At 43.7% G+C, this 25,451-nt stretch carries 26 protein-coding genes; 9 read left to right on the forward strand and 17 right to left on the reverse strand.

Translation table 11 applies throughout. The features are described 5' to 3' along the window. Nucleotides 1-157: 157 nt before the first annotated feature. The 3 genes from MHB63_01365 to htpX all read right to left on the reverse strand — a co-directional run bounded on the left by MHB63_01365 (nucleotide 158) and on the right by htpX (nucleotide 4,712). On the reverse strand, nucleotides 158-2,173 hold the full coding sequence (locus tag MHB63_01365) for a penicillin-binding transpeptidase domain-containing protein (GenBank protein ID MEK3805235.1): 2,016 nt from the start codon (nucleotides 2,171-2,173) through the stop codon (nucleotides 158-160). Nucleotides 2,174-2,294: 121 nt separating this feature from the next. Further along, a complete protein-coding gene (locus tag MHB63_01370) occupies nucleotides 2,295-3,641 on the reverse strand; it encodes a TrkH family potassium uptake protein (GenBank protein MEK3805236.1) in 1,347 nt (448 codons plus the stop codon). A gap of 192 nt (nucleotides 3,642-3,833) precedes the next feature. Further along, a complete protein-coding gene (gene htpX, locus MHB63_01375) occupies nucleotides 3,834-4,712 on the reverse strand; it encodes a protease HtpX (GenBank protein ID MEK3805237.1) in 879 nt (292 codons plus the stop codon). Nucleotides 4,713-4,879: 167 nt separating this feature from the next. On the opposite strand from htpX, the gene MHB63_01380 reads away from it, so the two are divergent. After that, the gene (locus MHB63_01380; protein ID MEK3805238.1) at nucleotides 4,880-5,545 is read left to right on the forward strand and encodes a DUF1836 domain-containing protein; all 666 of its coding nucleotides are present in this window, start codon (nucleotides 4,880-4,882) and stop codon (nucleotides 5,543-5,545) included. 129 nt (nucleotides 5,546-5,674) lie between these two features. Next, entirely contained in the window at nucleotides 5,675-5,881 is a 207-nt protein-coding gene (locus MHB63_01385; GenBank protein ID MEK3805239.1) for an alpha/beta-type small acid-soluble spore protein, read from the forward strand. 98 nt (nucleotides 5,882-5,979) lie between these two features. Here MHB63_01385 and MHB63_01390 read toward each other — a convergent pair whose 3' ends face one another. The 4 genes from MHB63_01390 to MHB63_01405 all read right to left on the reverse strand — a co-directional run bounded on the left by MHB63_01390 (nucleotide 5,980) and on the right by MHB63_01405 (nucleotide 9,804). Beyond that, nucleotides 5,980-7,146 (reverse strand): anti-sigma factor domain-containing protein, encoded by a 1,167-nt coding sequence (locus MHB63_01390; GenBank protein ID MEK3805240.1) that lies wholly within the window; start codon nucleotides 7,144-7,146, stop codon nucleotides 5,980-5,982. Continuing rightward, on the reverse strand, nucleotides 7,143-7,889 hold the full coding sequence (gene sigI / locus MHB63_01395; protein MEK3805241.1) for an RNA polymerase sigma factor SigI: 747 nt from the start codon (nucleotides 7,887-7,889) through the stop codon (nucleotides 7,143-7,145). Before sigI ends, MHB63_01390 begins: the two co-directional genes overlap by 4 nt. Nucleotides 7,890-8,252: 363 nt before the next feature. Then, entirely contained in the window at nucleotides 8,253-9,056 is an 804-nt protein-coding gene (locus MHB63_01400; GenBank protein MEK3805242.1) for a TerC family protein, read from the reverse strand. 127 nt (nucleotides 9,057-9,183) lie between these two features. Continuing rightward, entirely contained in the window at nucleotides 9,184-9,804 is a 621-nt protein-coding gene (locus MHB63_01405) for a DedA family protein (protein ID MEK3805243.1), read from the reverse strand. A gap of 191 nt (nucleotides 9,805-9,995) precedes the next feature. Between MHB63_01405 and MHB63_01410 the strand changes: the two genes are divergently transcribed. Continuing rightward, complete coding sequence (locus MHB63_01410) at nucleotides 9,996-10,769, forward strand: undecaprenyl-diphosphate phosphatase (GenBank protein ID MEK3805244.1); 774 nt, start codon at nucleotides 9,996-9,998, stop codon at nucleotides 10,767-10,769. 213 nt (nucleotides 10,770-10,982) lie between these two features. Here the strand turns inward: MHB63_01410 and MHB63_01415 are convergent, their stop codons facing one another. Further along, the gene (locus MHB63_01415; protein ID MEK3805245.1) at nucleotides 10,983-12,491 is read right to left on the reverse strand and encodes an aldehyde dehydrogenase family protein; all 1,509 of its coding nucleotides are present in this window, start codon (nucleotides 12,489-12,491) and stop codon (nucleotides 10,983-10,985) included. Between the two features lie 141 nt (nucleotides 12,492-12,632). Between MHB63_01415 and MHB63_01420 the strand changes: the two genes are divergently transcribed. Further along, nucleotides 12,633-13,490 carry a Ku protein gene (locus MHB63_01420; protein ID MEK3805246.1) on the forward strand — a complete coding sequence of 286 codons (858 nt, stop codon included), beginning with the start codon at nucleotides 12,633-12,635 and terminating at the stop codon, nucleotides 13,488-13,490. A 19-nt stretch (nucleotides 13,491-13,509) separates the two neighbouring features. On the opposite strand, the gene MHB63_01425 is transcribed toward MHB63_01420, so the two are convergent. Next, nucleotides 13,510-14,040 (reverse strand): HAD family hydrolase, encoded by a 531-nt coding sequence (locus MHB63_01425; GenBank protein MEK3805247.1) that lies wholly within the window; start codon nucleotides 14,038-14,040, stop codon nucleotides 13,510-13,512. A 71-nt stretch (nucleotides 14,041-14,111) separates the two neighbouring features. On the opposite strand from MHB63_01425, the gene MHB63_01430 reads away from it, so the two are divergent. Next, nucleotides 14,112-15,959, forward strand: a complete 1,848-nt coding sequence (locus tag MHB63_01430) for a DNA ligase D (protein ID MEK3805248.1) — start codon at nucleotides 14,112-14,114, stop codon at nucleotides 15,957-15,959. A gap of 93 nt (nucleotides 15,960-16,052) precedes the next feature. Then, on the forward strand, nucleotides 16,053-16,883 hold the full coding sequence (locus MHB63_01435) for a hypothetical protein (GenBank protein ID MEK3805249.1): 831 nt from the start codon (nucleotides 16,053-16,055) through the stop codon (nucleotides 16,881-16,883). 45 nt (nucleotides 16,884-16,928) lie between these two features. On the opposite strand, the gene MHB63_01440 is transcribed toward MHB63_01435, so the two are convergent. The 3 genes from MHB63_01440 to MHB63_01450 all read right to left on the reverse strand — a co-directional run bounded on the left by MHB63_01440 (nucleotide 16,929) and on the right by MHB63_01450 (nucleotide 18,474). Then, the gene (locus MHB63_01440; GenBank protein MEK3805250.1) at nucleotides 16,929-17,393 is read right to left on the reverse strand and encodes a MarR family transcriptional regulator; all 465 of its coding nucleotides are present in this window, start codon (nucleotides 17,391-17,393) and stop codon (nucleotides 16,929-16,931) included. An 81-nt stretch (nucleotides 17,394-17,474) separates the two neighbouring features. After that, nucleotides 17,475-18,065 carry a molybdenum cofactor guanylyltransferase gene (locus tag MHB63_01445; GenBank protein ID MEK3805251.1) on the reverse strand — a complete coding sequence of 197 codons (591 nt, stop codon included), beginning with the start codon at nucleotides 18,063-18,065 and terminating at the stop codon, nucleotides 17,475-17,477. Nucleotides 18,066-18,282: 217 nt separating this feature from the next. Next, nucleotides 18,283-18,474, reverse strand: a complete 192-nt coding sequence (locus tag MHB63_01450) for a stress protein (protein ID MEK3805252.1) — start codon at nucleotides 18,472-18,474, stop codon at nucleotides 18,283-18,285. A 151-nt stretch (nucleotides 18,475-18,625) separates the two neighbouring features. Between MHB63_01450 and MHB63_01455 the strand changes: the two genes are divergently transcribed. Then, nucleotides 18,626-18,886 carry a hypothetical protein gene (locus MHB63_01455; protein ID MEK3805253.1) on the forward strand — a complete coding sequence of 87 codons (261 nt, stop codon included), beginning with the start codon at nucleotides 18,626-18,628 and terminating at the stop codon, nucleotides 18,884-18,886. Here the strand turns inward: MHB63_01455 and MHB63_01460 are convergent. Then, entirely contained in the window at nucleotides 18,878-19,033 is a 156-nt protein-coding gene (locus MHB63_01460; GenBank protein ID MEK3805254.1) for a hypothetical protein, read from the reverse strand. The two genes, MHB63_01455 and MHB63_01460, sit on opposite strands and share 9 nt — an antisense overlap. A gap of 191 nt (nucleotides 19,034-19,224) precedes the next feature. On the opposite strand from MHB63_01460, the gene MHB63_01465 reads away from it, so the two are divergent. After that, complete coding sequence (locus MHB63_01465) at nucleotides 19,225-19,554, forward strand: MerR family transcriptional regulator (protein ID MEK3805255.1); 330 nt, start codon at nucleotides 19,225-19,227, stop codon at nucleotides 19,552-19,554. A 23-nt stretch (nucleotides 19,555-19,577) separates the two neighbouring features. On the opposite strand, the gene MHB63_01470 is transcribed toward MHB63_01465, so the two are convergent. From MHB63_01470 to MHB63_01480, 3 genes are all read right to left on the reverse strand, one after another. After that, nucleotides 19,578-21,296, reverse strand: a complete 1,719-nt coding sequence (locus MHB63_01470; GenBank protein MEK3805256.1) for a methyl-accepting chemotaxis protein — start codon at nucleotides 21,294-21,296, stop codon at nucleotides 19,578-19,580. Between the two features lie 820 nt (nucleotides 21,297-22,116). After that, entirely contained in the window at nucleotides 22,117-22,272 is a 156-nt protein-coding gene (locus MHB63_01475) for a hypothetical protein (GenBank protein ID MEK3805257.1), read from the reverse strand. A gap of 19 nt (nucleotides 22,273-22,291) precedes the next feature. After that, nucleotides 22,292-23,545 (reverse strand): helix-turn-helix transcriptional regulator, encoded by a 1,254-nt coding sequence (locus MHB63_01480; protein MEK3805258.1) that lies wholly within the window; start codon nucleotides 23,543-23,545, stop codon nucleotides 22,292-22,294. Nucleotides 23,546-23,827: 282 nt separating this feature from the next. On the opposite strand from MHB63_01480, the gene MHB63_01485 reads away from it, so the two are divergent. After that, complete coding sequence (locus MHB63_01485; GenBank protein ID MEK3805259.1) at nucleotides 23,828-24,955, forward strand: S8 family peptidase; 1,128 nt, start codon at nucleotides 23,828-23,830, stop codon at nucleotides 24,953-24,955. 42 nt (nucleotides 24,956-24,997) lie between these two features. Here MHB63_01485 and MHB63_01490 read toward each other — a convergent pair whose 3' ends face one another. Continuing rightward, on the reverse strand, nucleotides 24,998-25,411 hold the full coding sequence (locus tag MHB63_01490; protein ID MEK3805260.1) for an organic hydroperoxide resistance protein: 414 nt from the start codon (nucleotides 25,409-25,411) through the stop codon (nucleotides 24,998-25,000). Nucleotides 25,412-25,451: the final 40 nt, after the last annotated feature.

Here is a 25,451-nt window from a genome sequence, read left to right on the forward strand (position 1 = left end):
CCCTCTGATGCTTCTAACGTATCACGCCAGAATGAAGGCCATCTAAAGTGAAGGTAAAGGATTATTAAGAATTGTTAAGAAGCAGATAAAAGCTTTTACACACAAAAAAATGGAAGAGGTATAAAAAAAGAAGCTGCGCTGGCAGCTTCTTTTTTGTTCATTGCTTAAGATAAGCGGAAAACGCCTGTTTTACTTTAGGCACCACATAGTGGCTTCCGCCTCTGTCTTTTACATCCTCAATCATCATGGCAATCAGCAGGCTTGGCTGATCCGTATTCACAGCCACAAACCAGCCGTTTTCCTGTCCTATTTCACCTTTGGCCTGTTTCAGTTCGGCTGTGCCGGTTTTTCCCGCCAGATTCAGACCCGGCACGACAGGCTTATGGCCGGTACCGCTCGGGTCATCCACGACGCTGATTAAGTGTTTCATAAGGAAAGAACTCTGCTCCGGCGTTATAATGCCTTCCTTCCAAATTTCAGGAGCAGGCTCATCTTTTTTCTCAAGATAAGGCATAATCATGCTGCCGTTATTGACAAATGCGGTATAGGCTGCTGCGATATGAACAGGGCTCATCAGGACCTCTCCCTGCCCGTATCCTGAGTCAGCCAGAAGAACTTCCTTTTCAGCTAGGTCAGACGCTGCGACTGATGAGTCGGCAGTCGGAAAGTCAAACTCAAATCGTTCACCAAGCCCAAACGCAGCTGCTCCTTCTTTAAAAGCATCGGCACCCATTTCGAGCGCTGCCTGTGCGAAATAAATGTTGTCAGATGAAACAAGAGCCCTTTTAAGGTCAACCGCAGAATAGGCGTCCGTTACTCTTGTGACAGAGTAGTTCCCCCACTCAGGCCCTTTCTTCCAGGTTAAACCCGCAATGGTTTTGACTTCAGCCGGATCCAGTGTACCTGCTTTTAAACCCGCTGCGGCTGTCAGAGGCTTAAACACAGACCCCGGAGAGAATGTCTTGTTGAATTTGGCGCTCAGCGGCTTACCGGGCTGCTCTGTAAGAGCCTGATAAGCCTCACCTGACATTCCTAATACAAAGCTGTTCGGATTGTAAGCAGGGCTGCTGACAAGCGCAAGTGTTTCCCCTGTCATCGGATGAACAGCTGCAGCTGTTCCTGAATCACCTTTCAGCTGATTGTAAAGCACTGTTTGAAGAGCAGAGTCGATCGTTAAAGTGATGTCCTTGCCATCTTCGGCAGGCTGCTCGGCAATGGTTTCGTTTGAAGGATCTGTATAGATGCGGAATCCGGATTTTCCCCGGAGCTCGTCCTCGTAAACTTCTTCAAGCCCTGCTTTTCCAAGCTGCGATGTACTTGTATATCCTTTCCCTTTCAGCTTTTGGAGTTCCTCACCGGAAATATTGCCTATGTATCCGGTTAAATGGGCAGCATTCTCACCCAGCGGGTAGTACCTGGATGAAACATCCGCCTTTTGAAAACCGGGAAGGGATGTCACTTTTTTTACCAGTTCAGTTTCTGATGGGTCCACCTTTGCGACCGGCACGGACATATCAGGCTTAACCCAGCTTGCTGACAGCTTTTTATCTATGTCCTCAGCTGTCAGATTCAAAAGCTTTGCTGCTGCTTCTTTTGCGGCTTCAGGATCGCTTCCGAGCTTTTCGGGAACTGCCTGGATTTCAGGAACGACGGCATTTATAGCCAGACCTTTTCCGTTCTTATCCAAGATGCTTCCTCTTTCCGGCTTATCTTCCGAAATTCTGACCGCATCTCCTTCCTTCAGCTGCGGGAAAATCATCGATGGATTCCATGAGACGAACCAGTTGTCTCCATCATCCGTCTCTTCCTGAACGAGTGACGCCTGATGATCAAATGCAACAGGTCCTGCCAGAGTATCCATTTTTAACGAAAACGGCAAGGAAGCTTTTTTCTCATCTTTTCTCTCTTCGGGCTCCTCCGGCTTCTCATAGCTGATGCTTAGATTTTCCGTCTCGATGGACTCATAAATCTGCTGATATCGTTCTGTGAACTCCTGTTCAGTGATGCTTTTTTTAGCATCTGAAGATAAATAATCATACATTCCGCTGAAATTCTGGTCATTCCACAGGCTGACATATTTCTGGAATCGTTCTTCAGGCTGCGGTCCCTTTGAACATGCCGAAAGAATCACAAGCGTTAGCATACAAAAAAGTACTGCCGTCCATTTCTTCACTTTATCTGACCTCTCCCAATACGTATTAGCTAAAGTATAGCACAGGCAAGGGAAGATTTTCCTGAACTGTACGTTGTAAACAGCAAAAAGCAGACAGTCTCCCTGTCTGCTTCATCCTTCGTCACCCGATAATAACACGTTCTTTCGGATAGTGATAATTTGGTTTTGATGCTTTTGATCCGATAATGTAAATGAACGTAACAATCCCAATCCGTCCGATAAACATTAAGATCATAATGATGCATTTTCCTATTGTGCTCAGATCTGCTGTAATTCCCATCGATAACCCTGTCGTTCCGAATGCCGAACAAACTTCAAAAAGGATTTCAATGAGCGTGAATTTTTCTGTGATTGAAAGAATAAACACGGAACCAAAACAAAGGACAAAGGCCATCAGCGTGACGACGAGTGATTTTTTCACATCATCTTCATGAAGTTCCCGTTTAAAGATCTTAATGGTTTTGTTGCCTTTGGCAAAGTGATAAAGAGCAAGCAAATTTAAAGCAAATGTCGTTGTCCTGATCCCGCCCCCAACAGAGCTTGGGGAAGCCCCGATAAACATCAGCGCACACATGACGAGCAGCGTGGCTTCAGAAAACAGGCTGACATCCATCGTTGCAAGTCCCCCGCTTCGTGTGGCGGTTGACTGGAACAAGGAATAAAAAAAGCTTTCGTGCCAGCTTTTCCCGCTGAAAAAAAACTGATACTCAAGCAGAGCGATCATAATCGTTCCGCCGATAACGAGCAAGGTATATGTAACAGTCGTCAGCTTTGTAAAAAGAGTAAATCTGTACTTGCCTTTTTTGCTGAAAAGAAAGGTTTTCACTTCTATCAGTACAGGAAATCCAATCGCTCCAAGTGTAATTAAAAGGATGATGACAAACTGAATGAAATAATCGTCTGCATATGGAATCATGGATGCTCCTGTAATATCAAAGCCTCCGTTTGTAGTTGCACTGACAGAATTAAAAAACCCGTGCAAATACGCTTCCTGCCAAGTCGAGTAGTATTTTAAAAAGTAGGTTCCAAGAATCATGCCGCCGCAAAACTCAATAATCAATATTAAAAACAGGACCTGCTTCATCAAGTTGACGATTCCCGAAAGAGAATACTGATTTTGATCAGCCATGATCAGTCTTCTTTCTCTCAGGCCAATGCGTTTTCCGACAATCAGCCAGACAAATGTTCCAAGTGTCATGACGCCAATCCCCCCGAACTGCAGCACAAACATCAGAATAAAAATGCCGGGTACAGTCAGGGTATCTGCTACCGTTATGACACTGAGGCCTGTCACGCTTACAGCACTTACAGCTGTAAACAGACCGTCCATAAACGTCCATTGCACTCCCTCCTGGTGGGCAACAGGCAGGCTCAGCAAACCAACTGAAACGGAGACGGCTATGGCATAATAAGCTACAATCAGCTGAAAAGGCGTTAATGATTGGAAAAAGGTTCTAGTTCGGGTCATGGATATCGTTCCTTAAATTTTTAGGGTGAACTGCATGTTCTCTATCATAATGAAAACCCGGCAGAATGAAAAGGGGTTGTCCAAAATTTATCTTGCCTGCTTTCATTTTCAACATGCGAAGACAAAAACATACTTTGGGGTTGAGTAAACAAAAAAAAGAGGAGACAGCATCTCCTCAGATTCATACCCTGGTTATTTTGCTTCTAAACGGCGGATTCTCTCATCAAGGTCAGGATGGGTTGAAAAGAGGGCAAGCCCGCGTTTCCCGCTTATCTTCAATGATGCAACAGAAGATTGATCGCTGCTGATCCGCTGCGTGTATCCTTTCAGCATACGCAGAGCGTGGACCATTTTGTCCTTGCCTGCCAAATCGGCCCCTCCCTTGTCCGCGTGGAATTCTCTGTGGCGGGAGAAAGCAAAAACGACAAGGCTTCCAAGAATGGAAAACAGGATTTGGAACACTAAAACCGCAATAAAATGAACGATTGGCGCCATGTCCTCTCTAACAAACCTGGAGGCAATCCAAGCCGCAATTCTTGCCAGGAACACTACGAATGTATTAACGATACCCTGAAGCAGCGTCATCGTTACCATATCGCCATTTGAGATATGGGCAACTTCATGGGCAAGAACGCCCTCAACTGCAGCGTCATCCATTTCTTCAAGCAGTCCGGTGGAAACGGCAACGAGAGAATTATTTTTAGACGCACCCGTTGCAAACGCATTGACCTCGCGTGACTGATAGATGCCCACTTCAGGCATTTTTCTGATGCCTGCAGCTCTTGCAAGTCTGTGAACGCGTTCTACGAGGTTTCGCTCATATGCCGATAAATTTTGATCCGGTTTCAGAACCTTTACGCCCATCATCATTTTTGCCATCCACTTTGACATGAACAGAGAAATAAATGATCCGGAGAAACCTACAACAGCACTGAATACGAGCAGGCTGATGAGATCGATTCCACCTCCAGCCGTTACATAGGAGCCAACTCCAAGCAAAGATAAGACAATTCCTATTGTTGTCAATACGAGGATATTGGTTAAAAGGAACAAAAAGATACGTTTTGCCATCTTGCACCCCCAAAGATTTTGAGTTCATTTGAACTTATATTATAATTTATAGTATAAAGAATGAAGAGGAATAATCGCAAATACTAAGCACTTGGTAATGTTATGCAGCACGATTGAAAAATGGCTGCTTAAAAAACAGACATATAAATGACAAAGAGGTGATGCCCATGAAAATACAGCTGAAACGCTCAGAAATGGCCAAACTGCTTTTCACCCTGCAGGGAGAAAGCGATGCGGCTCCGGCATCTGTACTGAAAGAAATCGGGATCGACCCGTCTGATTTTCCTGATTTCATCAGAAGCTCCAAGCCTCTTCCAAGAGGACTTTCATCAAATGAAATTGTTTCACTTGCAAAACTGTGCGAACTGACTTCTTTAAAGTCCACATCGATTCAGAATTGGATAAAGAGGGATATGAAAGAGCTGATCGGCTCACCTGAACACGGCAAAAAATATTCAATCGAACAAGCAGCCATCCTCCTCATTGTGAGAGACCTGAAATCAGCATTTGATTTTGATACAATCAGGCATTTGCTGAAGCTTCTGTTTAATACATTATCGGACCGAAGCGATGATTTGATTTCGCCATTGCGTTATTACTCCGCTTACGGGACAATTCTTGAACGTATGGAATCGATCACGGTATTCTCGCTTTCTGAACATGAGCTCGAAAAGGATGTTCAGGATCAAATACAGGCGGCTCATGACCTTTTTCAGGATCTTCCGGAAGATGACTGGAATCAGGTAAAGGATATTTTGACGATTACCGTGCTTTCCGTCATCACATCCTATCTTCAGAAAAGAACCCGTCTGTTTCTGCAGGAGCATTTTTAAATAAGTGTCATTTACTCAACCCCTTCACCTCATATCATAGGGCACAATTGCCAGTATAGATTGTCCTTTTGAAACAAGACTATAAACACAGCCCTATGGCTGCAAACTTTTATGAAGGAGTTGAGTATAATGGCACGCAGCAGCAATAAATTGCTTGTTCCTGGGATTGAACAGGCCCTGGATCAAATTAAATATGAAATTGCACAGGAATTCGGCGTTACGCTTGGTTCTGATACAGTTGCACGCTCTAACGGTTCTGTTGGAGGAGAAATCACGAAGCGCCTGGTCGCACAAGCACAGGCAGGTCTTGGAGGACAGGCTTCTAAAACTGAATAATATGGCAAAAACCGCAGGAATCCTCCTGCGGTTTTCTTCTTTCTATGTATGCAGCAGGTGCCTATCCGGTCAGATTCGCTTTCGCGGCACCCTATGTTTCAATCACGATCAGATCTTGACCCCTCATTATCGTCATCGTCATTGTCGTTGTCTTCATCTTCCTCGCGGTCATCATCCCGGTCGCGGCTGTCGCCGTCTCTCTCGTCATCATCGTCTTCACGGGATTTCTCTTCATTCCGCTTTTTTTCTTTCTCTCTTTCTTTACTTGCTTTATCTGCTTCTTTTCTTGCTTTTTCAGCTTCTTTACTTACTTTTTCAGCTTCGGCTTTTGCTTTAGCTGTCTGTTTATTTGTGTTCATCGATGTTTCTTTTTCTTTAGGCGGATCTGGCACAGCGGGCTTTTTGTTGATTTCCTTCTCTTTGTTCTCTTTCAAAGCAGGCGGTTCCTGATCCTTTTTTGGCGGAGGTGCTGGCTCTTTAACAGGAGGAACTGTTTCAGCAGATTCCGGTTTGGCTGGTTCTGTCTCTTTATCAGCCTTTTCCTCTTCATTGCGCTTTTCCGCATCTTCTTTTTCTGCAGGATCAGCTTCTTCTGTTTTTTGCAGTTTTACATATTTACCAGTAGAAATCCCTTGTTCCACTGCTTTATTGCGTGTTTCAACATCTGTCTCTACCGCCTGAACATTCAGGCTTTGTTCCTTGTATGACTCTTTCAGGCGCACAACATCTGCAAGCATTTTCTTTTTTGTCTCTTCATGCTTGTCATCTGCTGTTACCGTCGTCACAAAGATCTCCTTATCGTCTGTTAAATAGCCGAGAGATCTGCTTTTGTCCACAATGGTTGAAAAGACATCTGATACACTGCGTTTATTCATGTCTTTCAGTTCGGCAAGCATAGCCTTCCCATCTTCATTCATGGGTTCAATCCTTATGACTTTAAGTTCTTCGTTTAATTGAAGCTCAAAGCTTGGATTGATATCAATCGTCATATAAGCATATACCCTGTCATCATTCAAAACGGGCAGCAAGGTAAAAAAGATAAGAATAAGAGCTGCCACTGCGAGTAACCCGTTTCGAATTCCGCGCAGATTAAAAATACTTACTGATTTTGATGCTCTTTCGCTTGTATCTGAAAGCTGAAAAAAAGTAATTTCCTCACCCAGCTCGTATGAACGTTTTTGTTTTGCTGCTTTCAAAAATTGTCCATCAGGGGTAAGCAATGTAACATAATCATCATTACGGTCAACGACGATCCCTTTTTTCATGATTGAAGCACCCCTCTTATATAGTCTTTCAGATAAACGTAATCCCCCGATAAAATTATTGTCATGGCAATAATATATTTTCTGTTTCTCTCTATTGTTTTGCGGCTGACAGATACAAGCGATTCAAGCTGTTTAACAGGAAGCTGTTTTTTCGCAAACAGAATCCGCCTCAGCTCATCGTGCTCAATCAGGACTTGAGCTACTTTTATTGCATTTTGCCTTGCATCCATATGTTTTGGAGAATTCTCCATCAGCTCTGAAAAAGAAAGACCGAATTCCTGGAGCACTTTATGGAAATACACAATCTCTTCCCTTCGCTGTTCCTGTTCAATGAGCTTTTGATGCTCTTCAACGGACAGCTCCGCTTCAATCTTGCTCTGCGAAGCCTCGCCTTCTTCGTGTTCCTGTAGATCAATATTTACTGTCTGGGCGTTTCTTGCTTCTTTTCGAATATAGTCAATGACTTTTCTCTTTATAATCAATTCGGCAAAAGCGAGCAGCGAACTTCCCTTTTCAGTTGAATATTTTTCAATGGCCTCATTAAAGGCAATTAATCCAATGCTGAATTCATCGTCTTTTTCATCAATATACCTTTTGCAGACCGAAGAAACGGTTTTTGCCACGAAAGGTTTATACTGGTCAATTAATGTGTTCTGCAATTGTGTGTCGCCGTCCTGGATCTGCAGGACAGTTTCTTCTAAAGTTGGTTTCTTTTTGCCAAGTTTAAACAACAGGCTAAGCACCGGTTCTCACCTCAGTTCTCCCATATTACTTCGTATAATCATAGCTAATTTGCCCTGAGAGCGCAAAGGAAGAAATTTGGAATCGTGAGAGCCTTGAGGTAAAGATGAACCTATTAGGCATTGATGAAGCAGCAGATGAAGAATCTATTATAATTGTTCTCCTTTCTTTTTTCTTACTAAACAGCTACGAAGCAAGTTTGGGTTTTGAGGGTGTAATATTAGTTTTTTTTACAAAAAGGTTACAAATAAAGGCGGAAATCCAGGGTAAAAGTTGATTAATTGTAAAATTTTTAATATAAAACCACTATTTCACCCACGAACTGTCATTTAATTTCAAAAAAAAAAACACCCCTTTCAGGGTGCTCAATCAAGTCGGTCTTCAGCTTTTTCCACAAGCTTCTCTTCTTCTGTATCCGGGCGACTGCTTTCATCTTTGGATAAGAACCATCCGGCAACAGCAATCCCTGCTAGAACAATCCAGAAGATAAGCTTCCATGTTGCAGATTCAATGAAATGTTTATCAATGATGTTAATGTCCGGGTGAGCGAGCGTGTACAAAGCAAGCTTCACTCCTACCCAGCCAACAATGACAAATGCAGCGGTCTCAAGACTCGGACGTTTTTGCAGCAGGGCGACAAAATAGCTCGCTGCAAATCTCATGATAATCAGGCCAATGATGCCCCCGGCCAAAATGACGGCAAACTGGCCGCCATCCAGACCTCCGATTTCCGGCAGACCCGTTGCAGGCAGTGTTACTGCCAGTGCGACTGCCGCAAGGATGGAATCAACCGCAAACGCAATGTCTGCAAGTTCCACTTTAAGAACCGTCATCCAAAAGCCTGATTCCTTTCTGTCCTTATCACCATGCAAATCCTTCTTTAAAATGAATTTCTTCACCAAATGATTTATGGCAATAAACAGCAGATAAACAGCCCCTATTGCCTGTACCTGCCAGACATCGACCAAAAATGAAATTAAAAAAAGCGAGCCGAACCTCAGGACAAATGCTCCTGCAAGCCCGTAAAACAGAGCTTTTTTTCTTTGATCATCCGGAAGGTGCTTAACCATGACGGCCATAACAAGAGCATTGTCTGCCGCAAGAATTCCTTCCAGTGCAATTAAAACAAGTAATACCCACCCGTATTCAAGCAAAAGGGCAACATCCATTCAACATTCCTCCTATATCTGTATTTTCTCTATATACCCAATTTCCTTTCACTCTTATCAAAAAAAATCTTTTCCTTATGCTGGAAAAGACGTTTTAGGAAATCCATGTCAGGATGCAGCAAGTTTTTCAGCTGGTTTTCTTATCCTGTGAAATTGCTGAGGGCTTGACCGTTTTTCTTGTGAAGAACTTGTACAAAATAAAAGCAGCTACGACTACTGCAGCGGCAGGAAGCAAATAGTCGTTTGCCATTCCGCCTACCTGTTCCCATTTATCCCCAAGTTTAAATCCGAGATAAACATACAGGAATGTGATCGGCAGCATGGCTGCAAAGGTATAGATGGAAAATACCCAGACGTTCATTTTTGCCATGCCGCACGGAATGGAGATCAGCGTTCGGACCCCTGGCAGAAACCTTGCCGTAAAAGCCACCATAGCCCCGTTTTTCTCAAAGAACAAATCGGCCTTAGCGAGATTTTCTTCATTGATAAACATGTATTTTCCATATTTAATCAGAAAAGGTCTTCCACCATAGCGGCCAAGTGCATAAAGGGTAAGCGGACCGATTGTTCCGCCAATCGTGCCGGCAAGCACAGTGCCCCACAGCAGCATATCTCCCTGATACACCCAGTATCCAGCGAGCGGAAGAACAATCTCGGCAGGCACAAATTCAAAACATAGAGCAAAAAGCACCCCAAAATAGGAGAGGTCTTTAAAGTACTCAATAAAAGCAAGTATGTAATGTTCCATATTCAGTTCCAGACTCCTTTATTACAGACATCGATTACGCGCAGTACTTTCCTTCTTATCAGAAGCAGCCGCACAAATCAGCCTTTCAGTTCTACAAGCTATCATACTATACATATCATTAAAAAGGGACAACTTTACAATACTTTTATTTTGGCATTTTTATGAACGCTTATTTTACAGGGGTGATGAAAATGGACTGGATTCAGGCGTTTATTTTGGGCGTTATTCAGGGACTGACGGAATTTCTTCCCATCAGTTCAACTGGTCATCTTTACTTGGGCAGAATGCTGTTTGGCATGAAGGACGGCGGGATCTTTCTCGATACGATGCTTCACATTGGCACATTTATTGCCCTGATCGTCTTTTACAAAGATATATTATGGAGGCTTTTGAAACAGCCATTCAGCAAATTAACTCTTTTGCTTGCTGCGGGAACATTGCCTGCGGTGGCTGCAGGTGTTTTCATCAGCGATTTTTTTGACGGCATCAGCAAATCAGGGGCAACGATCGGATGGGAGTTTCTTATTACCGGAGCATTTTTATGGTTTGCTGATTCCATAAAAAAAGGAGCAAAAAAACTCGATGACCTCACCATTTTTGATGCCTTTTTCATCGGTTCCTTCCAGGCCCTCGCCATCTTCCCTGCCATTTCAAGATCAGGAATGACGATCGTCGGAGCTCTTATGAGAGGAATAGACAAAGAAACAGCTGCTTATTTTTCGTTTCTGCTGTCGATACCTGCTATATTCGGAGCTATTCTTTTTCAGGCATCCGATTTGTTTTCAGGCGAGGCGGCGACTATTGGCTTCTTCCCTCTTTTCGTTGCTACGCTTAGTGCTGCCCTGACAGGATATGTGGCTGTTAAGTGGATGATCCAATTTGTGAAGAAACATTCTTTGAGGGGATTTGCGGTCTACGTATGGATATTGGGAGCGGTCATTCTGTTCATTCAGTTTAAGGGATAAGAACAAAAGCGCAAGCGCCAAGGCCCGCTCCGATAGGCAGATAAGAATCAGGCTGAAGAGTCCGGTTCCCACCTTTTTTGACGGATTTGTTCTGAGAGAGGATTTAGGAGCTTACGCTTGCCGAGGATAAATTTGTTATGCTATCCACAGCCTTTTATTCTTTATAATTTCCTTACAAACAGAAAAAAACAGCGGAGGTTCTCCCGCTGTTTTTTAGCGTGCCTTCCTGTTTCTTTTCCTGCCGTAGAGCATCTTTAAAAGCGACTTTACTTTGTTATACTTGTTTTTATACGGATACCACTGCATCTCTGTCTTTTTTCTGCCCCTGTCCACCATGACAGATTTTTCATGGCAAAAGCGGCGGATTCCGTCCTTGCCGTGATACTTTCCGATTCCGCTTTGTTTCACTCCTCCAAACGGGAGATGCTGGTTGGCTATGGACATCATCACATCATTAATAACGGCGTTTCCAGTTTCAAGTCTTGAAGTAACACGCTTAGCTTTTTCAAGATCTTTGCTCCAGACGCTTGCATTCAGCCCATAGACTGAATCATTCGCGAGAGCAATGGCCTCATCTTCAGATTGAAACGGCATGACAGCTGCAACAGGCCCAAAGGTTTCTTCCTGCATGATCTTCATATGCTGCTTTACGTCTGCAAAAACCATCGGATTGATAAACAGGCCTTCAGACAGCTTCCAGTTTTCAGGAAGTGATCCGGCGATGAGTCGTGCCCCTCCCGCAACGGCTTCTTCCACGTGGTCTTTTATAACTGAAAGCTGCGACGGATGTGTCATCGCGCCGATATCATCATCCTCACCACGACCCTGCTTCAGCTTGACTGTTTCAGAAACGAGCAGGTCAAGAAATGTTTTATACACATCCTCCTGCACATAAATCCTCTCAGTACTCATGCAGACCTGCCCGCTGTTTGTGAAGGAACCCCATGCAGCTGCCTTCGCTGCTCTTTCAAGATTTGCATCTTCAAAAACAATGAAGGGGTCCTTTCCTCCGAGCTCCAATGTAACGGGAATGAGGGTCTTTGCGGCTTCTTCCTGAATCTTCTTGCCTGCAGCAGCAGATCCTGTAAAAAAGATAAAATCCGGTTTAGCTTTAACCAGCGCTTGCCCGGTTTCCTTTCCTCCATGAACCACCTGAATGACTCCATCCGGAAAACCTGCGAGCTGAACGGCTTTTTCAATAAACAATCCTGTTTCAGCGGTAATTTCCGAAGGCTTCAAAATAACGGTATTTCCTGCTGCAAGAGCATTTACGACTGGCACGAGTGCGAGCTGGAGGGGATAATTCCAGGGCGAGATAATCAGAGCGGCTCCTCTTGGCATATATTCAATGTAGCTTTTTTTCCCGATAAAGTGGATCGGCGTCTTAACACGCCTCGCCTTCAAACTTTTTTCAGCATTTTTTTCGAGAAAGGATAATGTGTCAAGAACAGGCATCAAATCTGCTGTAACCGCTTCTATTTTTACTTTTCCGGTGTCTGCTGCGAGAACTTCAATGCACTCGTCCATATGGTCTATCAGAACGTGTTTCAGCTTTTTCAGATAAGATAGCCGTTCTCCTGCACTCTTTTCTCTCCAAGAGGCAAACGCTCTTCTTGAAGAATTCATGATTTGGCTGATGCGGAAATCAGATGTCTGATCAATGGCTCCTGCCCCGGCAATTCCAGCCGGGTTTAGGTCTGCCGCAGTTTTGCTTTGCTCCATGGCTTCCCCTCCTGTTCTTTTCTAGAAATATTCCCATTTAAAAAGATCATAAACAATAAACAGCTGTATGGAACCTGCACATTATCACAGAAATTATGGCAAACCTAATGATATATCATCAAGGAAAGCAGGAGATCTGACATGCACACGATGTGGAAAGGATCCATCAGTTTTGGACTGGTCAATATACCGGTTAAATTATATGCCGCTACTGAAGATAAAGATGTGAAGCTGAGGAGTTTGCACAGTAAATGCCATACGCCCATTCAATATGAAAAGAAATGCCCGAACTGTGATGAAGCAGTCGGAAATGATGAGATTGTAAAAGGCTACGAATACGTAAAAGGAAAATTTGTCATCCTTGAAGAAGACGAACTCAAACAGCTTAAGCAGGAGCTTGAGGATAAAGCGGTTGAAATCATCGATTTTGTCAACCTTGATGAAATTGATCCGATTTACTTTAATCGCTCCTATTTTATCGGCCCCGGGGAAAATGGAGCAAAAGCTTATTCTCTTCTGCGCGAGGCCCTGCTGAAATCGGGTAAAATCGGTGTTGCAGAAATGACCATCCGTTCAAAACAGCAGCTCGCGGTTCTGAGGGTATACCAGAATACGATTGTGATGGAGACAGTTCATTACCCGGACGAAGTCAGAAAAGCATCAGACGTGCCAAGTGTTCCTGAGAAGACAGATATAGGGGAAAAGGAACTTGATACAGCAATCATGCTCATTGACCAGCTGACAACCTCTTTTAACCCAGAATCTTATATAGATGACTACCGCGAAGCGCTCCTGAATTTGATTCAGAAAAAAGCCGGCAAAAATGAGGGCAAAACACCTGCAGATGCTCCCCGTGAAAATGTCGTTGACTTGATGAGCGCCCTTCAGGCAAGCATCGACAAATCCAAAGAAAAACCGGCAGCAAAAGAACCAGCTGCAAAAACAAAGAAAAAAGCGGCAGCCGGCAAAAAAACCAAAACAGCCAGAAAAAAAGCGTAAGGACAGTCCCGCTGAGCAATCAGCGGGATTCCTGCTGTTCCCCAATCCATTTCGAGGCATCCAGCAGAGAAGGAAAATTCATATCCGCGCCATGATCAGATGAGCCAACCAGAATTGTTTTGGTTCCCGCTTTTTTTCCGGCCATTATATCCACATCCCTGTCACCGATCATGTAACTTTCTTCTATTGTAACGCCATGTCGTTCAGCAAGATCGGTAATCATGAGGGAACCGGGCTTTCTGCATTCGCAGCCGGCATGCGGGGAATGTGCGCAATATGCGACCTCTTCGATTTTCCCTCCTGCTTTTTCAATCTCTTCAACCATTTTCCGGTGGATATCTTTTAGGACAGCCTCTTTCATATAGCCAAGTCCAACTCCGCCCTGATTGGTGACGACAAACACTTTATAGCCTTTATCGCATAAAATCCGCACTCCCTCTGCAGCACCGTCAAGCAGGTAAAGCTGTGAGGGATTGTTCACAAAGCGGACCCTCTCCGTAAGCACTTCGTTTATCACACCATCACGGTCCAAAAATACGGCTTTCATCATTAGAACATCCTTTCATAAACGAATCGTTAATAAGAAATAGTAAGAGTAATAAAAAGCAAAGGAAGTCTGCTATGTATGTAAAACCAATGCTTCCATCTCTTTCTTTAAAGAGGCCTGCAGGAAGCCAGTGGAGCTTTGAAATAAAATATGACGGATTCAGAGCCCTTCTTTCCATCTCACAATCAGCCATTTCCTTTACAAGCCGAAACGGAAAAGACCTTGCTCCTCTTTTTCCCGAAATCATAGAAGCTGTCCGTTCAAGCTTTTCCAAGTTTCAGCCGTTTATGCCTTGTACACTTGACGGGGAACTCACCGTTTTGCAAAGTGCGCACAAAGCATCATTTGAGAAGATTCAAAAGCGGGGAAGGCTGAAAAAGGAGGAGAACATCCAGCGTGCAGTACATGCTGATCCATGTACGTTTTTGGTGTTTGATCTGGTAGAGTGCGCCGGTGAAAAGTTCTCGGCTTCCCCTCTCAATATCAGAAAGGAGAAACTGTCATCTCTGTTGGAATCATGTGGTTTTCCGCTCACCCCCGCACCCGGGGAAGGACGTATACAATATGTCCCCTCTTTCTCAGACGGAGATGCCCTGTTTAAGGATGCCATACGCCACGATTCAGAAGGAATTCTGGCGAAAGATCTGAACAGCAGGTGGGAGGCAGGCATCCGCACAAAAAACTGGCTTAAAATAAAAAACTATAAATACGGCCATGTATTTATTATCGGATATGACAAGAAAAACGGCTACTTTAAAGCAGGCACTTACGATCACGGCACGATTATGGAAGCCGGTGTTTTTTCCCACGGGCTTGAGGAAACAGAAAGAGAATCGCTTGTGGAGATTCTCAGACAAAATAAAGAGAAGGAAAATTCCCAATGGATCACTATTGCTCCAGCAATCTGTGTGGAACTTCAATTTCTCGGACTGTACAAAAATCAGCTGCGGGAGCCTTCATTTCATGCGTTCAGATTTGACCTTGCTCCTGAACTCTGCACATGGTCACAGCTTAAAGTACATGCGGTTTCCGTTCATGAAGACGTTCATCTTACTCACCCGGACAAGCCTCTTTGGAACAATCCGGTAAGGTCAAAGGAAGATTATCTTGCATACTTGATTGATGTTTCTGAAAGCATGCTCCCTTTTCTTGAGAATAAACATTTGACTGTCATCCGCTATCCGCACGGCACTTCTGATGAAGCTTTTTATCAGAAAAACTGCCCTGACTACGCGCCGGATTTTATTCAAACATCCTTACATGAAGGAATCCAGTACATTCTCTGCAATGACCCCTCCACTTTATTGTGGCTCGGCAATCAGGGTGCCATCGAATTTCACGTTCCCTTTCAGACCCGGAAGTCCCATCAGCCAAATGAAATCGTATTTGACCTAGACCCTCCTTCAAGAAATGAATTTGGACTTGCTGTAAAAGCGGCTCTTGAAATGCATAAACTATTTGAATCATTCTCTCTTAAGTCTTTTCCAAAGCTTTCAGGAGGAAAAGGCATTCAGATTCACATCCCCATAACGGAGGGGACATTTTCCTACGAGCAGACGAGAAGCTTTACAGAATTTATTGCTTCTTATCTTGTACAGGTATTCCCTGAAGCGTTTACGGTTGAAAGACTGAAGAAAAACCGCGGAAACAGGCTGTATATCGATTATATTCAGCATGCTGAAGGCAAGACCATCATTTCACCCTATTCTCTCAGGGGAAATCCTGCAGGAGCCTTTGCAGCAGCACCGCTCTATTGGGAGGAAGTAAAGGACGGTCTGAAGCCTGACTCGTATACAATGAACACAGTTGCCGATCGCCTGCAGGATATGTCCTGTCCCTTTGCAGACTTCTTTTCCTCTCCGCAGGATAAAGTGCTAATGCAAATCCTGCATTTCATTGAGGAGCAAAAATCAAAAGGATAACAGCGTCATCATCCCGAATCTGTTAAGCCAAACATAATTCATCGGGAGAATGACAAAAATAAGTCATACTCTTATATAAATGAGGCCTGACCTATGCCGAATTTTTTTTGGTTCTTTCTCCTTTTCGCAGCAACCGCAGCGCTTGCTTATGCAAATGCACGAAAAGACCGTCCCATGCTCGTTCCTCTATGGCTGTTAAATGCGGGGCTTGCGATTATTTTTGAAGTTTTCATCTTTGTTTTCTTACATTCTTATACATATAAACCGGAAGTTTTCAGTGACCCTTTCTCAGACAGCTCATTTGGTTCTATTTTCAGCCAGCTCATGATTGTCCCGATGATTGGTGTCACAGCCGCATTTTACAGGCTTACCTTTCCGGCGATGCTGCTGATCAGTTTTGGCATGTCCGCTGTGGAAGTTTCCTTTTTGCATTTGGGAATTTATGAACATCACTGGTGGAAAGTTTACTATACAACTTTGCTGCTTCCTGCCGCCTTTCTCATTTCATCCTGGTGGTACAGGCTGCTGAAAAAAAATAACCGCCCCGCTGCCAAACTGGGCCTTTACTTTATGAATTTGAGCGTATCCTTAACACTAACATGGGCAGCAACCGTTCCGCTTACCATGTATTTGTTTCAGCCGGGCTGGTTTGATAATCCCGTTCGTGATCATCTTGCAGCAAACTCTGTCTTTTTCAGCATTGCGTGCGTTTTTTACACACTGATTGTCCTTATCCGCCGCAGAGTCATTAAGCTGCTGCTTTTTCTTATCCTTCTCTGCATCCACTATTTCCTGCTGGAAAATGGATTATTTTCCTATCACACCGGCTTCGCCTCGTTCGCAGCGCTGCACCTGTTCTTTATCGCAGTGAGCTGCCTGATGTGGAAATGGACACTGGATGCTGTCAGATCGCACGCAGGATGATTAAGGCGTACAGCCAAAATAAAAAATCCCGATTTTCGGGATTTTTTATCTGAAAAGCAGATGCTGACTGTGTACGCCTGCTTTTTTCAGCAAAGCCATCAGCTGCTGCTGTTCGTCGATGGACAGGCCGGAGAAAGCCCGGGCCATTCGCAATGTATGTACCGGATAGATCTCATCCAGGTAGGTTCTTCCTTTTTCAGTAAGATTGGCATAAACAGAACGCTTGTCTTTTGGATCCTGCTCCCTGTATATAAATTCATTCTTTTCAAGCTTATCGATCACATAGGTAACATTCCCGCTGACAAGCAGAAGACGCGAGCCAATTTGCTGAAGCTTCTGGGGACCTTTCGTATAAAGAAGTTCAAGCACAGAAAACTCTGTCGGGTTAAACCCATGTTCCTTGCTGTCACGAATTGAATGTTCGGAAACACTCTTAAATGCCCTTGCAAACGTTTTAAAAAGATTCAGTGCAAGTTCAAGTTCTTCATTTGTATAAGACTTCATTCTCATCGCCCTCTTACCTTAACATTCTAAAGATATCTAAAAATTCAAAAAACAACATGGATTATTTTACTATGAAAATACTGTTTTTTAAAGGCTTCTTTCCTGCTGGAACTTTGGCTCATTCAATAAGGCCAGATCCTCTTTTTTATTGATATTTGCAAATCGGTCAGGCCGGTCAAAATGCGATTGATCGAGCATGAGCGGTTCGGCGGCATGCAGCAGTGACATCATTTTAAGTTCTCTGTCCTCAAGCTGTTTCTGCAGCACGGGAAGCAGCGAGCGATGGTACATTGCACAAAGCGGATGAACCTTTCCGTGAATAACAGGTACAACAGCTGAATGTCCTGCGGTTTGTAACCCTGTAAAGACAGAGAGAGTCTGCCGGTCAATCAGCGGCATGTCACAAGCAAGGACAAGGTACCATTCAGATTTTACTATTTTCATAGCCGAGTAAATTCCGGCAAGCGGTCCAAGTCCCTTAAATGGAGGAATGTCTTCAAAACTTGTGATCTCAGGATGTTTCAATTTGCGTCCGGAGACTGCAGCAACATCTGATACCGCTTTCAATTCCGAATAAGCATACGTGAGAAATGTGCCGTTATTGTATGGTTCACATGCCTTATCAGACTGAAATCGCCGCGACATTCCGCCGGCCAGTACAATACCTGCAACTGTCATAAATTCCTCCGCAGTCTTCTTTTAATCATCTTACCACAATTTCGTGTCTCGAGGCTATCTTCTCTTTTCCCTCTGTTCCTGCACCGCGCGTCTTCCAGACAGCAAAAAAAGCCGGAGAACATCTCGGCTTTTGGCGGGATTTCATGAGGAAGGCTGATTAGAAGAATGGCATCGTTTTTGCAATTTTTGCCCGCCATGAAGAGTATAAACCGGGATTCTACGGCTGCACAGGTTTTTTATGGGTGAGTTTCATAAAAGGTACACCGCTGTAAAAATACTGATATTCCTTTTTTAATTCAGACAGCGTCATGCTGCTCAGCACCTCTTCGTCGTATATGCCGAGCGAGTTCAATTTCCTGCTGTAAAAAACCCTTTGATCTTCAAGAGCTTTCCGGAACAATTTGCTCATTTTTCACTTCTCCTTTCAAACTGTCTAGTTATCACTCTACCCGCTGATTGTTAGTCCACGGTTAAGCCAGTGTAAAAGTTCAGCTGAATGTGTTAAAAAGCCGTAAACGGTCAAGACTAGTCTCAGGCTATTACATGGAGGAGGCTTGACAATGAATCATATCCGCCCGATTGCTTATCGGACACGCGGGGAACTGCATCAAATCTATTTTCTGAATACACTTGAACCGAAGAATGAGCAGCTGTATACTGCTGAATTCAAATCCGGGAAACTGCTGCTTTTATGTGCTTATGAACACAGATATGACCGCTTCAGCGATGTAACCTCAATGTTTACAGAAGACTATCTTTTTGAGCTCAGTCACTTTTTAACGGACTTTCTTCCTTCCCGAATGGCCAGAAGATCAGGATGATTTTTTCAGGCATGAGTTTTGCATGTACCGCAGAAATTCATGCGCATCTTTTCCGATTTCATTCTGCAGATCCTCAAGCATTTCATCCCTCCTTACATCCAGTTCTACAATCTTCCTGGCAATTTCAGCTGCCTTCTTCAAATCCATGCTGTCTCCTCCTTCAATCTGTTAATTCAAGTGTAATGAGAAAAGATTCATAAATCATCATTGTTGTTAAATAAACTCACAATGTTTTTTATAAATCTAACAATTCATGTTAGATTTTCTGACAAAAGTGCACTTCAACTCATTTCCATAAGGTATAATTGGAAAAAGAAATGAAAGTGCGGGGTGGAAAAATGGAACAGCAAGACCACTCATATAAAGATAAAAAAGTGATTTCAATCGGGATTGTAAGCGAGCTTACCGGCTTATCCCTGCGCCAAATCCGCTATTACGAAGAGAGGCATCTGATTTCTCCGCAGCGGACCTCAAGAGGCACAAGAAAGTATTCTTTTTCGGATGTAGAACGATTAATGGACATTGCCAACAAACGTGAAGACGGCGTGCAGACGAATGAAATCCTGAAAGAAATGCGCAAGAAGGAAATGCGTTCAAATCCTGATTACCGCAAAAAAATGCTTGAAGGCCAGCTAAACGCTCAGTTTCATTTCCGCAATAAAAAATGAGGCGCCTGCTGCGCCTCATTTTTTTATAGTTTAAACCGGTTTACAAGCTGTGTAAGTCTTGTTGAGACGGCAGCCAGTGAATCAGCATGTCCTGATATCTCTTCCATGGACTGGCTTGACTGTTCAGCAGAAGCAGCAGTCTGCTCAATCCCTGCCGCAGCCTCCTCTGAAACTGACGCAATACTTGAAATGGAATCATTCATGATTTCGCTGCTTTTCATAATGCGGTTTAAATCCTTTTGGATGGTCGTGATTCTTCCCGACATTTCTTCAATATACTCTTTAATCTCTGAAAAACTCTCTCCTGTCTTACTGATGGATGCAGACCCTTTTATAATTTGCTTATATCCATCCTTCAGGTTTTCAGCTACTTCTTCTGTTTCTTTGCGGACATTGCTGACAATCTTGTTAATATCAACAACTGAGCTTGAAACCTGTTCAGCAAGTTTTCTAACCTCATCTGCCACAACCGCAAACCCTCTGCCGTGCTCCCCTGCTCTGGCAGCTTCAATCGCTGCGTTAAGAGCAAGAAGATTCGTCTGATCTGCGATGCTCTGAATGACATCCACCAAAGTGGAAATTTTCTCTGACTGTTCATCCAGATGCTCTACTTTTTCAACAGTTGTTTCCATAAGTCCATTAATGCGGTTCATCTGATTGACAGATTCATTCATAAGTTCATACCCCGCATACGAATGAGTGAGAACTTCACCAGATGCTTTTGCAACAGCTTCCCCGCTTTGATTCGCGACATAAATGGATTCCATCAGTTCACCCATCGTTTCAGAAAGATCGGAAGCGGAAGATGCCTGCGTCTCAGCTCCCGATGAAAGCTCCTGCATCGTTGACGCAATTTGTTCGCTTCCAGCTTTTAACTCTTTTGAAGAAGCCTGCAGCTGACCGCTTTGCGATGAAACAACAACCGATGCTTCCGAAATGTCCCGGACAATTCCGCTCAGCTGCACATTCATTTCATTCACAGATGCGACAAGACTGCCAATTTCATCTTTCGAATCAAGAGACATGGGCTCATGATTCAGCTGTCCTTTTGAAATATCCTCCATCCTTTTGGCGATGGAATGAATTGGTTTCGTCAAGGCATTTGAAATCCGGACAGAAAGAAAAATACCCGTTCCGATAATAAGTAAAGACAAAACAATTCCAAGAAGATTGATCAATCTTCCCTGACTGATGATCGCGTCACCATCTCTTACAATCGATTTTTCACGCTCTTCAGCCAGGGCGTCAAAGCCCTTTGTAAGCTCATCCGCAAGATTCTGAACATCGCCTCTCAACGTCTGATTGGCTGTCACTCTCATCCCGGAATCAAAGCTTTTAATCACATCTTCCTCAACCATTTTCTCCCACTCGGAACTCTTTTCCATAAGCTCCCTGCTTTTAGGGTTCACACTGCGTTCAAGCAGATTTTTCTGAAGAGATTTGCTTTCTTCCGTCAACTCATAATACTGATCTTTGTATTCATCTTTTCCATAAATGAAATATGCCCTGATTAAAGAAACCCGCTGTGTGATATTGTCCCTGAGCTTGCCTTCTGCAAGCAGCGACTGCATATCCTCCTGCACAATTTTCTTCGTCTGGCTGTTGACCATAGTGAACCCGGCAATCGTAAATCCTGCCATCAGCAGGCTGAGCACCATGATGATCGAAAAACTCCCCAGCAGCTTGCCCTTCAATGTAAGGTTTGACCTCTTGTTAAAATTCCATCCTTTTCTCTTTCTCATATCCAGACCCTCCTTTTTAACCAAATCTGCCAAGTATGTATGTGTGCAAAAAGACTTATACACCATACATCGGCCATTTTGGCAGAATATTTAGCAAATCGTTAGTTCAAAAGAATGAATGGAGCTGTTGATGGGGTTTTAGGACTGGGTGGAGTGCTGTTAAGGGCGGGTTTAGAGCACTTACTGGGTTCATTCGTTGAGGGTTCGTGTTGTTAACGGGGGATTAGAACACTTACTTGGGTCAATCGGCGAGGGTTCGTGTTGTTAACGGCGGATAGAACATTTACTTGGCTCAATCGACGAGGGTTAGTGTTGTTAGAGGCGGAATAGAACATTTACTTGGCTCAATCGACGAGGGTTAGTGTTGTTAGAGGCGGAATAGAATATTTACTTGGCTCAATCGACGAGGGTTAGTGTTGTTAGAGGCGGAATAGAACACTTTCTTGGGTCAATGGATGAGGGAAAGCGCTGTTAGAGGATAACGAGCCACTATCGAGGTTCCATCTCCGATAAAAGTCGCAGCACTTCAGCGAATGACGCCACAAACCAGGAGCCACTACCGTTAAAAGTGGCACCACTCCAACGATTGACGCCACAAACAAGGATTCAATTCCGTTAAAAGTGGCAGCACTCCAGCGAATGACGCCATAAACGACGATCCTTTTCCAATAAAATCGGCGGCACTAGTAGAAACACACACAAATACGAATCCATTCATAGGCTTTAAACATAAAAAAACCAAACTAGCTACCCTAGTTCGGTTTTTCATGACTAAAATGGTATCAAGCCAGACTCGCTGGCCAAAGTCTATGTTTATCAATTAAACAATTTTAGGATGATCCGGCTCCGAAACAATCTTCGGGTGATCAGGTTCAGAAACAATTTTCGGATGGTCAGGTTCTGAGAAAAGTCCAACTCCCGCTGCAAACGCCAGAGAGAATACGCCAGTGGTTAATCCAACTAATAGTTTCTTCATAAATCATTCTCCTCTTTTCCTAATTTGAATAAGCTCTTTTTAAAGCATTACATACGATTTGATAGTAGTGTGCCGCTGATTTATATTTGTGGCGCTCTTCGAAGTAAGAGGCCATGAGCTCCGAGTATTCAATAATATATTGCTGCTTTTCATGTTCAATAAAGTACGGAATGACCACTTCCAGCATAAAGAATTCAAATTCAGCTGAAAGATTGCCTTTGAGCAGAGAATCATAGACTTTAAAATGATAATCATATTCCTGATTAGGATTCTGCTTTAAAATGGTTTGGCCTTCAAGAATCCACTTTTCTGCATCCTCTTTCTTGTCCAGCTGGTAATACGCGTAGAGAATGGAGAAAATTGTGCTTAATGCTTCATGTTTATTTTTGTACTTCAAGGCCTCGTTATAATGATCAATTGCCTGTTCATATTTTTTGGTGATAGAACTTAAATACCCCATGTTATGGCAGATCATTCCTAGTAAACTTTTATCATTCAGCTGTTCGGCTATTTTTCGGGCAAGCTGATAGCTTTCCTCTGACCTGCTGTACTCCTCACACCTCAAATAATTAATCCCAAGCAGGATCTGGCATTCGGCACATCTCATTAAATCATATCTTGACTGATAGATATTTAATGCGAAGTGGGTATATTGAATGACCAGGGCTGCCTTCCGCAGCTGGCTGAGGGTAAGGGCGATTGAATAATAGAGATCCGCTTCTTCCCATTTTTCAAAGGGGAGATGCTTCGTCAAAAACCGTTCAGCTCCTTTAAGATGCATAAGGGCTGAGGAATATTTGCTCTGAAGGTAGTGATGAAGGCCGATGAATTTCTCGTAATAGTACGTCATTTTTTCTTCAAAGATATCTTTATAGAGGCTGATTTTCTCAAGCTTTGCTTCTGCTTCTGCAAAATCTCTTTCTGTGAGCAAGTATCTGAACTCAAAAAGAACAAAGTACAGCATGGCTGTTGTGTCGCTTGTGGAATGGATTTTCTCCCGGAGCTCTTCATATCTTTTTTTGAGAGTATCCTGCCGGCGGTGAACGATATCATGGTACCAGTCAAACAGGGACTTCATGAGCGGAATTTCTTCTTCTTCGATGAGGTTGATCTTAAGTCTGCTGCAGAGGAAATCCAATACCTCGATGCTTGCTGTGGTCTGGTTATTTTCAATTTTCGATAAGTATGAAGTGGAAATGATGCCTCTAGACAGTTCCTCCTGGGTCATATTCTGCTGTATGCGATAGAACCTTATCCGACTTCCGATTTCCATGGGCAGCACCTCATCTACTAATCTGTATATGTCATTCTCTCTTTATTATGACGATTCCTTGTCGTTTCGTATTGGGAAAATAGACTTAATTTTCCGAAATTAAACGAAAAAATACAACCTTATTTCCCAATATTAAAAGTTGTAAGGAAACACCCCTCTGCTTTTCTGCATTAAACGGTGAAAAAAGGCTCATTTTTCCCAATACAAGACCTTCTATTAAAATGGTAGCATAATTAATAGAATAGTCAATCTATTCAATCATTTCTACCTAGGGGGTATTTGATGAAAAAGAAAAAGATTTTCAGTCTGCTTCTTGCTGCTATTCTAGCATTCACAATGGCATTTTCCATGCAGCCGGCAGAAGCGGAAACGGTAAAGAAAGATTACCTCATCGGAATGAAACCAACTGTTAAAGATTCTAAAATGAAAGCATCGATCATCTCCGGTTTCGGGGGCAAGGTCAAGCATCAATATAAATATATGAATGTTGTTCACGCCTCCCTGCCGGATCAGGCAGCGGCAGCGCTCGAGAAAAACCCGAACGTTCTGTTTGTTGAAGAAGATTTCGAAGCAAAAGCCATTGGACAATCCGTCCCTTATGGAATCACACAAATTAAAGCAGACGCCGTTCAGTCGTCAGGGGTAAAAGGAAGCGGTGTAAAGGTTGCCATTCTCGATTCCGGAATTGACGCTTCCCATGAAGATCTGAATGTTTCAGGCGGAGCAAGCTTTATCCCAAATGAGCCTGATCCGTTTATTGATGGCGATAGTCACGGGACTCATGTAGCCGGCACTGTAGCAGCATTAAATAATACAGTTGGGGTGCTCGGTACTGCACCGGACGTTTCTCTTTATGCAGTAAAGGTTCTTGATTCAACAGGAAGCGGCAGCTACAGCGGAATCGCACAGGGAATTGAATGGGCTGTTGCTAATGGTATGGATGTTATTAACATGAGCCTCGGCGGCAGTCAGGATTCAACAGCTCTTAAACAGGCCGCAGACCTCGCTTACAGCAGAGGAGTAGTGGTTGTTGCTGCTGCAGGAAACAGCGGATCAAAGGGCAAACGGAATACAATTGGCTACCCTGCCAAATACAGTTCTGTCATTGCTGTTGGAGCCGTTGATTCAGCAAATGCCAGAGCTTCATTTTCAAGTGTCGGCAGCGAACTTGAAGTGATGGCTCCAGGTGTAAATATTTTAAGTTCGGTTCCGGGAAATAAGTATGCATCTTTTAATGGAACTTCAATGGCTTCTCCTCATGTTGCTGGTGCTGCAGCACTTATTTTGTCAAAATACCCATCCATGTCCAATACAGAAGTCCGAAGCAGGCTGAAAAACACTGCTCTGCCTTTGGGCGACCCATTTTATTATGGTGCGGGATTAATTAATGTCCAGGCCGCCATCCAATAAAGCAAAAGAGCTCACGTCCTAAACGTGAGCTCTTTTCCATCTTTAAACAATTTTTAATTCAACTTCAATATTTCCTTTGACCGCTTTTGAATACGGGCATACGCCGTGAGCCTTTTGAACAAGCTCCATTGCGCGTTCTTCTGACACATCCGGGATATGAATTTCCAGCACAACCGACAGTCCGAAGCCGGAGTCATCTTTTCCGATCGAAACGTGGGAAGTGACTTTTGTCTGGCCAATTTTCTCACGCTCAGTACGGGCAACAAGGTTCAGCGCACTGTCAAAACATGCTGCATACCCTGCAGCAAACAGCTGTTCCGGGTTCGTCCCTTCTCCGCCGCGTCCTCCCAGCGCTTTCGGCATTTCAATTGCAAGGTCCAGGAAATTGTCGGCGGTCTGCACCCGTCCTTCTCTGCCGCCAATGGCTGATGCTGTTGCAGTGTATAGCTTTTGCATGTGAATCTCTCCTTTAATTTTGTATAATTTAATTGTGCAC

This window comes from Bacillus sp. FSL H8-0547, assembly GCA_038002745.1.
GTDB lineage: Bacteria > Bacillota > Bacilli > Bacillales > Bacillaceae > Bacillus_P.

Bases quoted from the DNA above. Each gene is read 5' to 3' on its own strand.
- MHB63_01370 (MEK3805236.1), bottom strand. From the start codon at position 3,641: ATGACCCGAACTAGAACCTTTTTCCAATCATTAACGCCTTTTCAGCTG.
- htpX (MEK3805237.1), bottom strand. From the start codon at position 4,712: ATGGCAAAACGTATCTTTTTGTTCCTTTTAACCAATATCCTCGTATTG.
- MHB63_01380 (MEK3805238.1), top strand. From the start codon at position 4,880: ATGAAAATACAGCTGAAACGCTCAGAAATGGCCAAACTGCTTTTCACC.
- MHB63_01385 (MEK3805239.1), top strand. From the start codon at position 5,675: ATGGCACGCAGCAGCAATAAATTGCTTGTTCCTGGGATTGAACAGGCC.
- MHB63_01390 (MEK3805240.1), bottom strand. From the start codon at position 7,146: ATGAAAAAAGGGATCGTCGTTGACCGTAATGATGATTATGTTACATTG.
- MHB63_01400 (MEK3805242.1), bottom strand. From the start codon at position 9,056: ATGGATGTTGCCCTTTTGCTTGAATACGGGTGGGTATTACTTGTTTTA.
- MHB63_01405 (MEK3805243.1), bottom strand. From the start codon at position 9,804: ATGGAACATTACATACTTGCTTTTATTGAGTACTTTAAAGACCTCTCC.
- MHB63_01410 (MEK3805244.1), top strand. From the start codon at position 9,996: ATGGACTGGATTCAGGCGTTTATTTTGGGCGTTATTCAGGGACTGACG.
- MHB63_01415 (MEK3805245.1), bottom strand. From the start codon at position 12,491: ATGGAGCAAAGCAAAACTGCGGCAGACCTAAACCCGGCTGGAATTGCC.
- MHB63_01420 (MEK3805246.1), top strand. From the start codon at position 12,633: ATGCACACGATGTGGAAAGGATCCATCAGTTTTGGACTGGTCAATATA.
- MHB63_01425 (MEK3805247.1), bottom strand. From the start codon at position 14,040: ATGATGAAAGCCGTATTTTTGGACCGTGATGGTGTGATAAACGAAGTG.
- MHB63_01430 (MEK3805248.1), top strand. From the start codon at position 14,112: ATGTATGTAAAACCAATGCTTCCATCTCTTTCTTTAAAGAGGCCTGCA.
- MHB63_01435 (MEK3805249.1), top strand. From the start codon at position 16,053: ATGCCGAATTTTTTTTGGTTCTTTCTCCTTTTCGCAGCAACCGCAGCG.
- MHB63_01440 (MEK3805250.1), bottom strand. From the start codon at position 17,393: ATGAGAATGAAGTCTTATACAAATGAAGAACTTGAACTTGCACTGAAT.
- MHB63_01445 (MEK3805251.1), bottom strand. From the start codon at position 18,065: ATGACAGTTGCAGGTATTGTACTGGCCGGCGGAATGTCGCGGCGATTT.
- MHB63_01450 (MEK3805252.1), bottom strand. From the start codon at position 18,474: ATGAGCAAATTGTTCCGGAAAGCTCTTGAAGATCAAAGGGTTTTTTAC.
- MHB63_01455 (MEK3805253.1), top strand. From the start codon at position 18,626: ATGAATCATATCCGCCCGATTGCTTATCGGACACGCGGGGAACTGCAT.
- MHB63_01460 (MEK3805254.1), bottom strand. From the start codon at position 19,033: ATGGATTTGAAGAAGGCAGCTGAAATTGCCAGGAAGATTGTAGAACTG.
- MHB63_01465 (MEK3805255.1), top strand. From the start codon at position 19,225: ATGGAACAGCAAGACCACTCATATAAAGATAAAAAAGTGATTTCAATC.
- MHB63_01470 (MEK3805256.1), bottom strand. From the start codon at position 21,296: ATGAGAAAGAGAAAAGGATGGAATTTTAACAAGAGGTCAAACCTTACA.
- MHB63_01475 (MEK3805257.1), bottom strand. From the start codon at position 22,272: ATGAAGAAACTATTAGTTGGATTAACCACTGGCGTATTCTCTCTGGCG.
- MHB63_01480 (MEK3805258.1), bottom strand. From the start codon at position 23,545: ATGGAAATCGGAAGTCGGATAAGGTTCTATCGCATACAGCAGAATATG.
- MHB63_01485 (MEK3805259.1), top strand. From the start codon at position 23,828: ATGAAAAAGAAAAAGATTTTCAGTCTGCTTCTTGCTGCTATTCTAGCA.
- MHB63_01490 (MEK3805260.1), bottom strand. From the start codon at position 25,411: ATGCAAAAGCTATACACTGCAACAGCATCAGCCATTGGCGGCAGAGAA.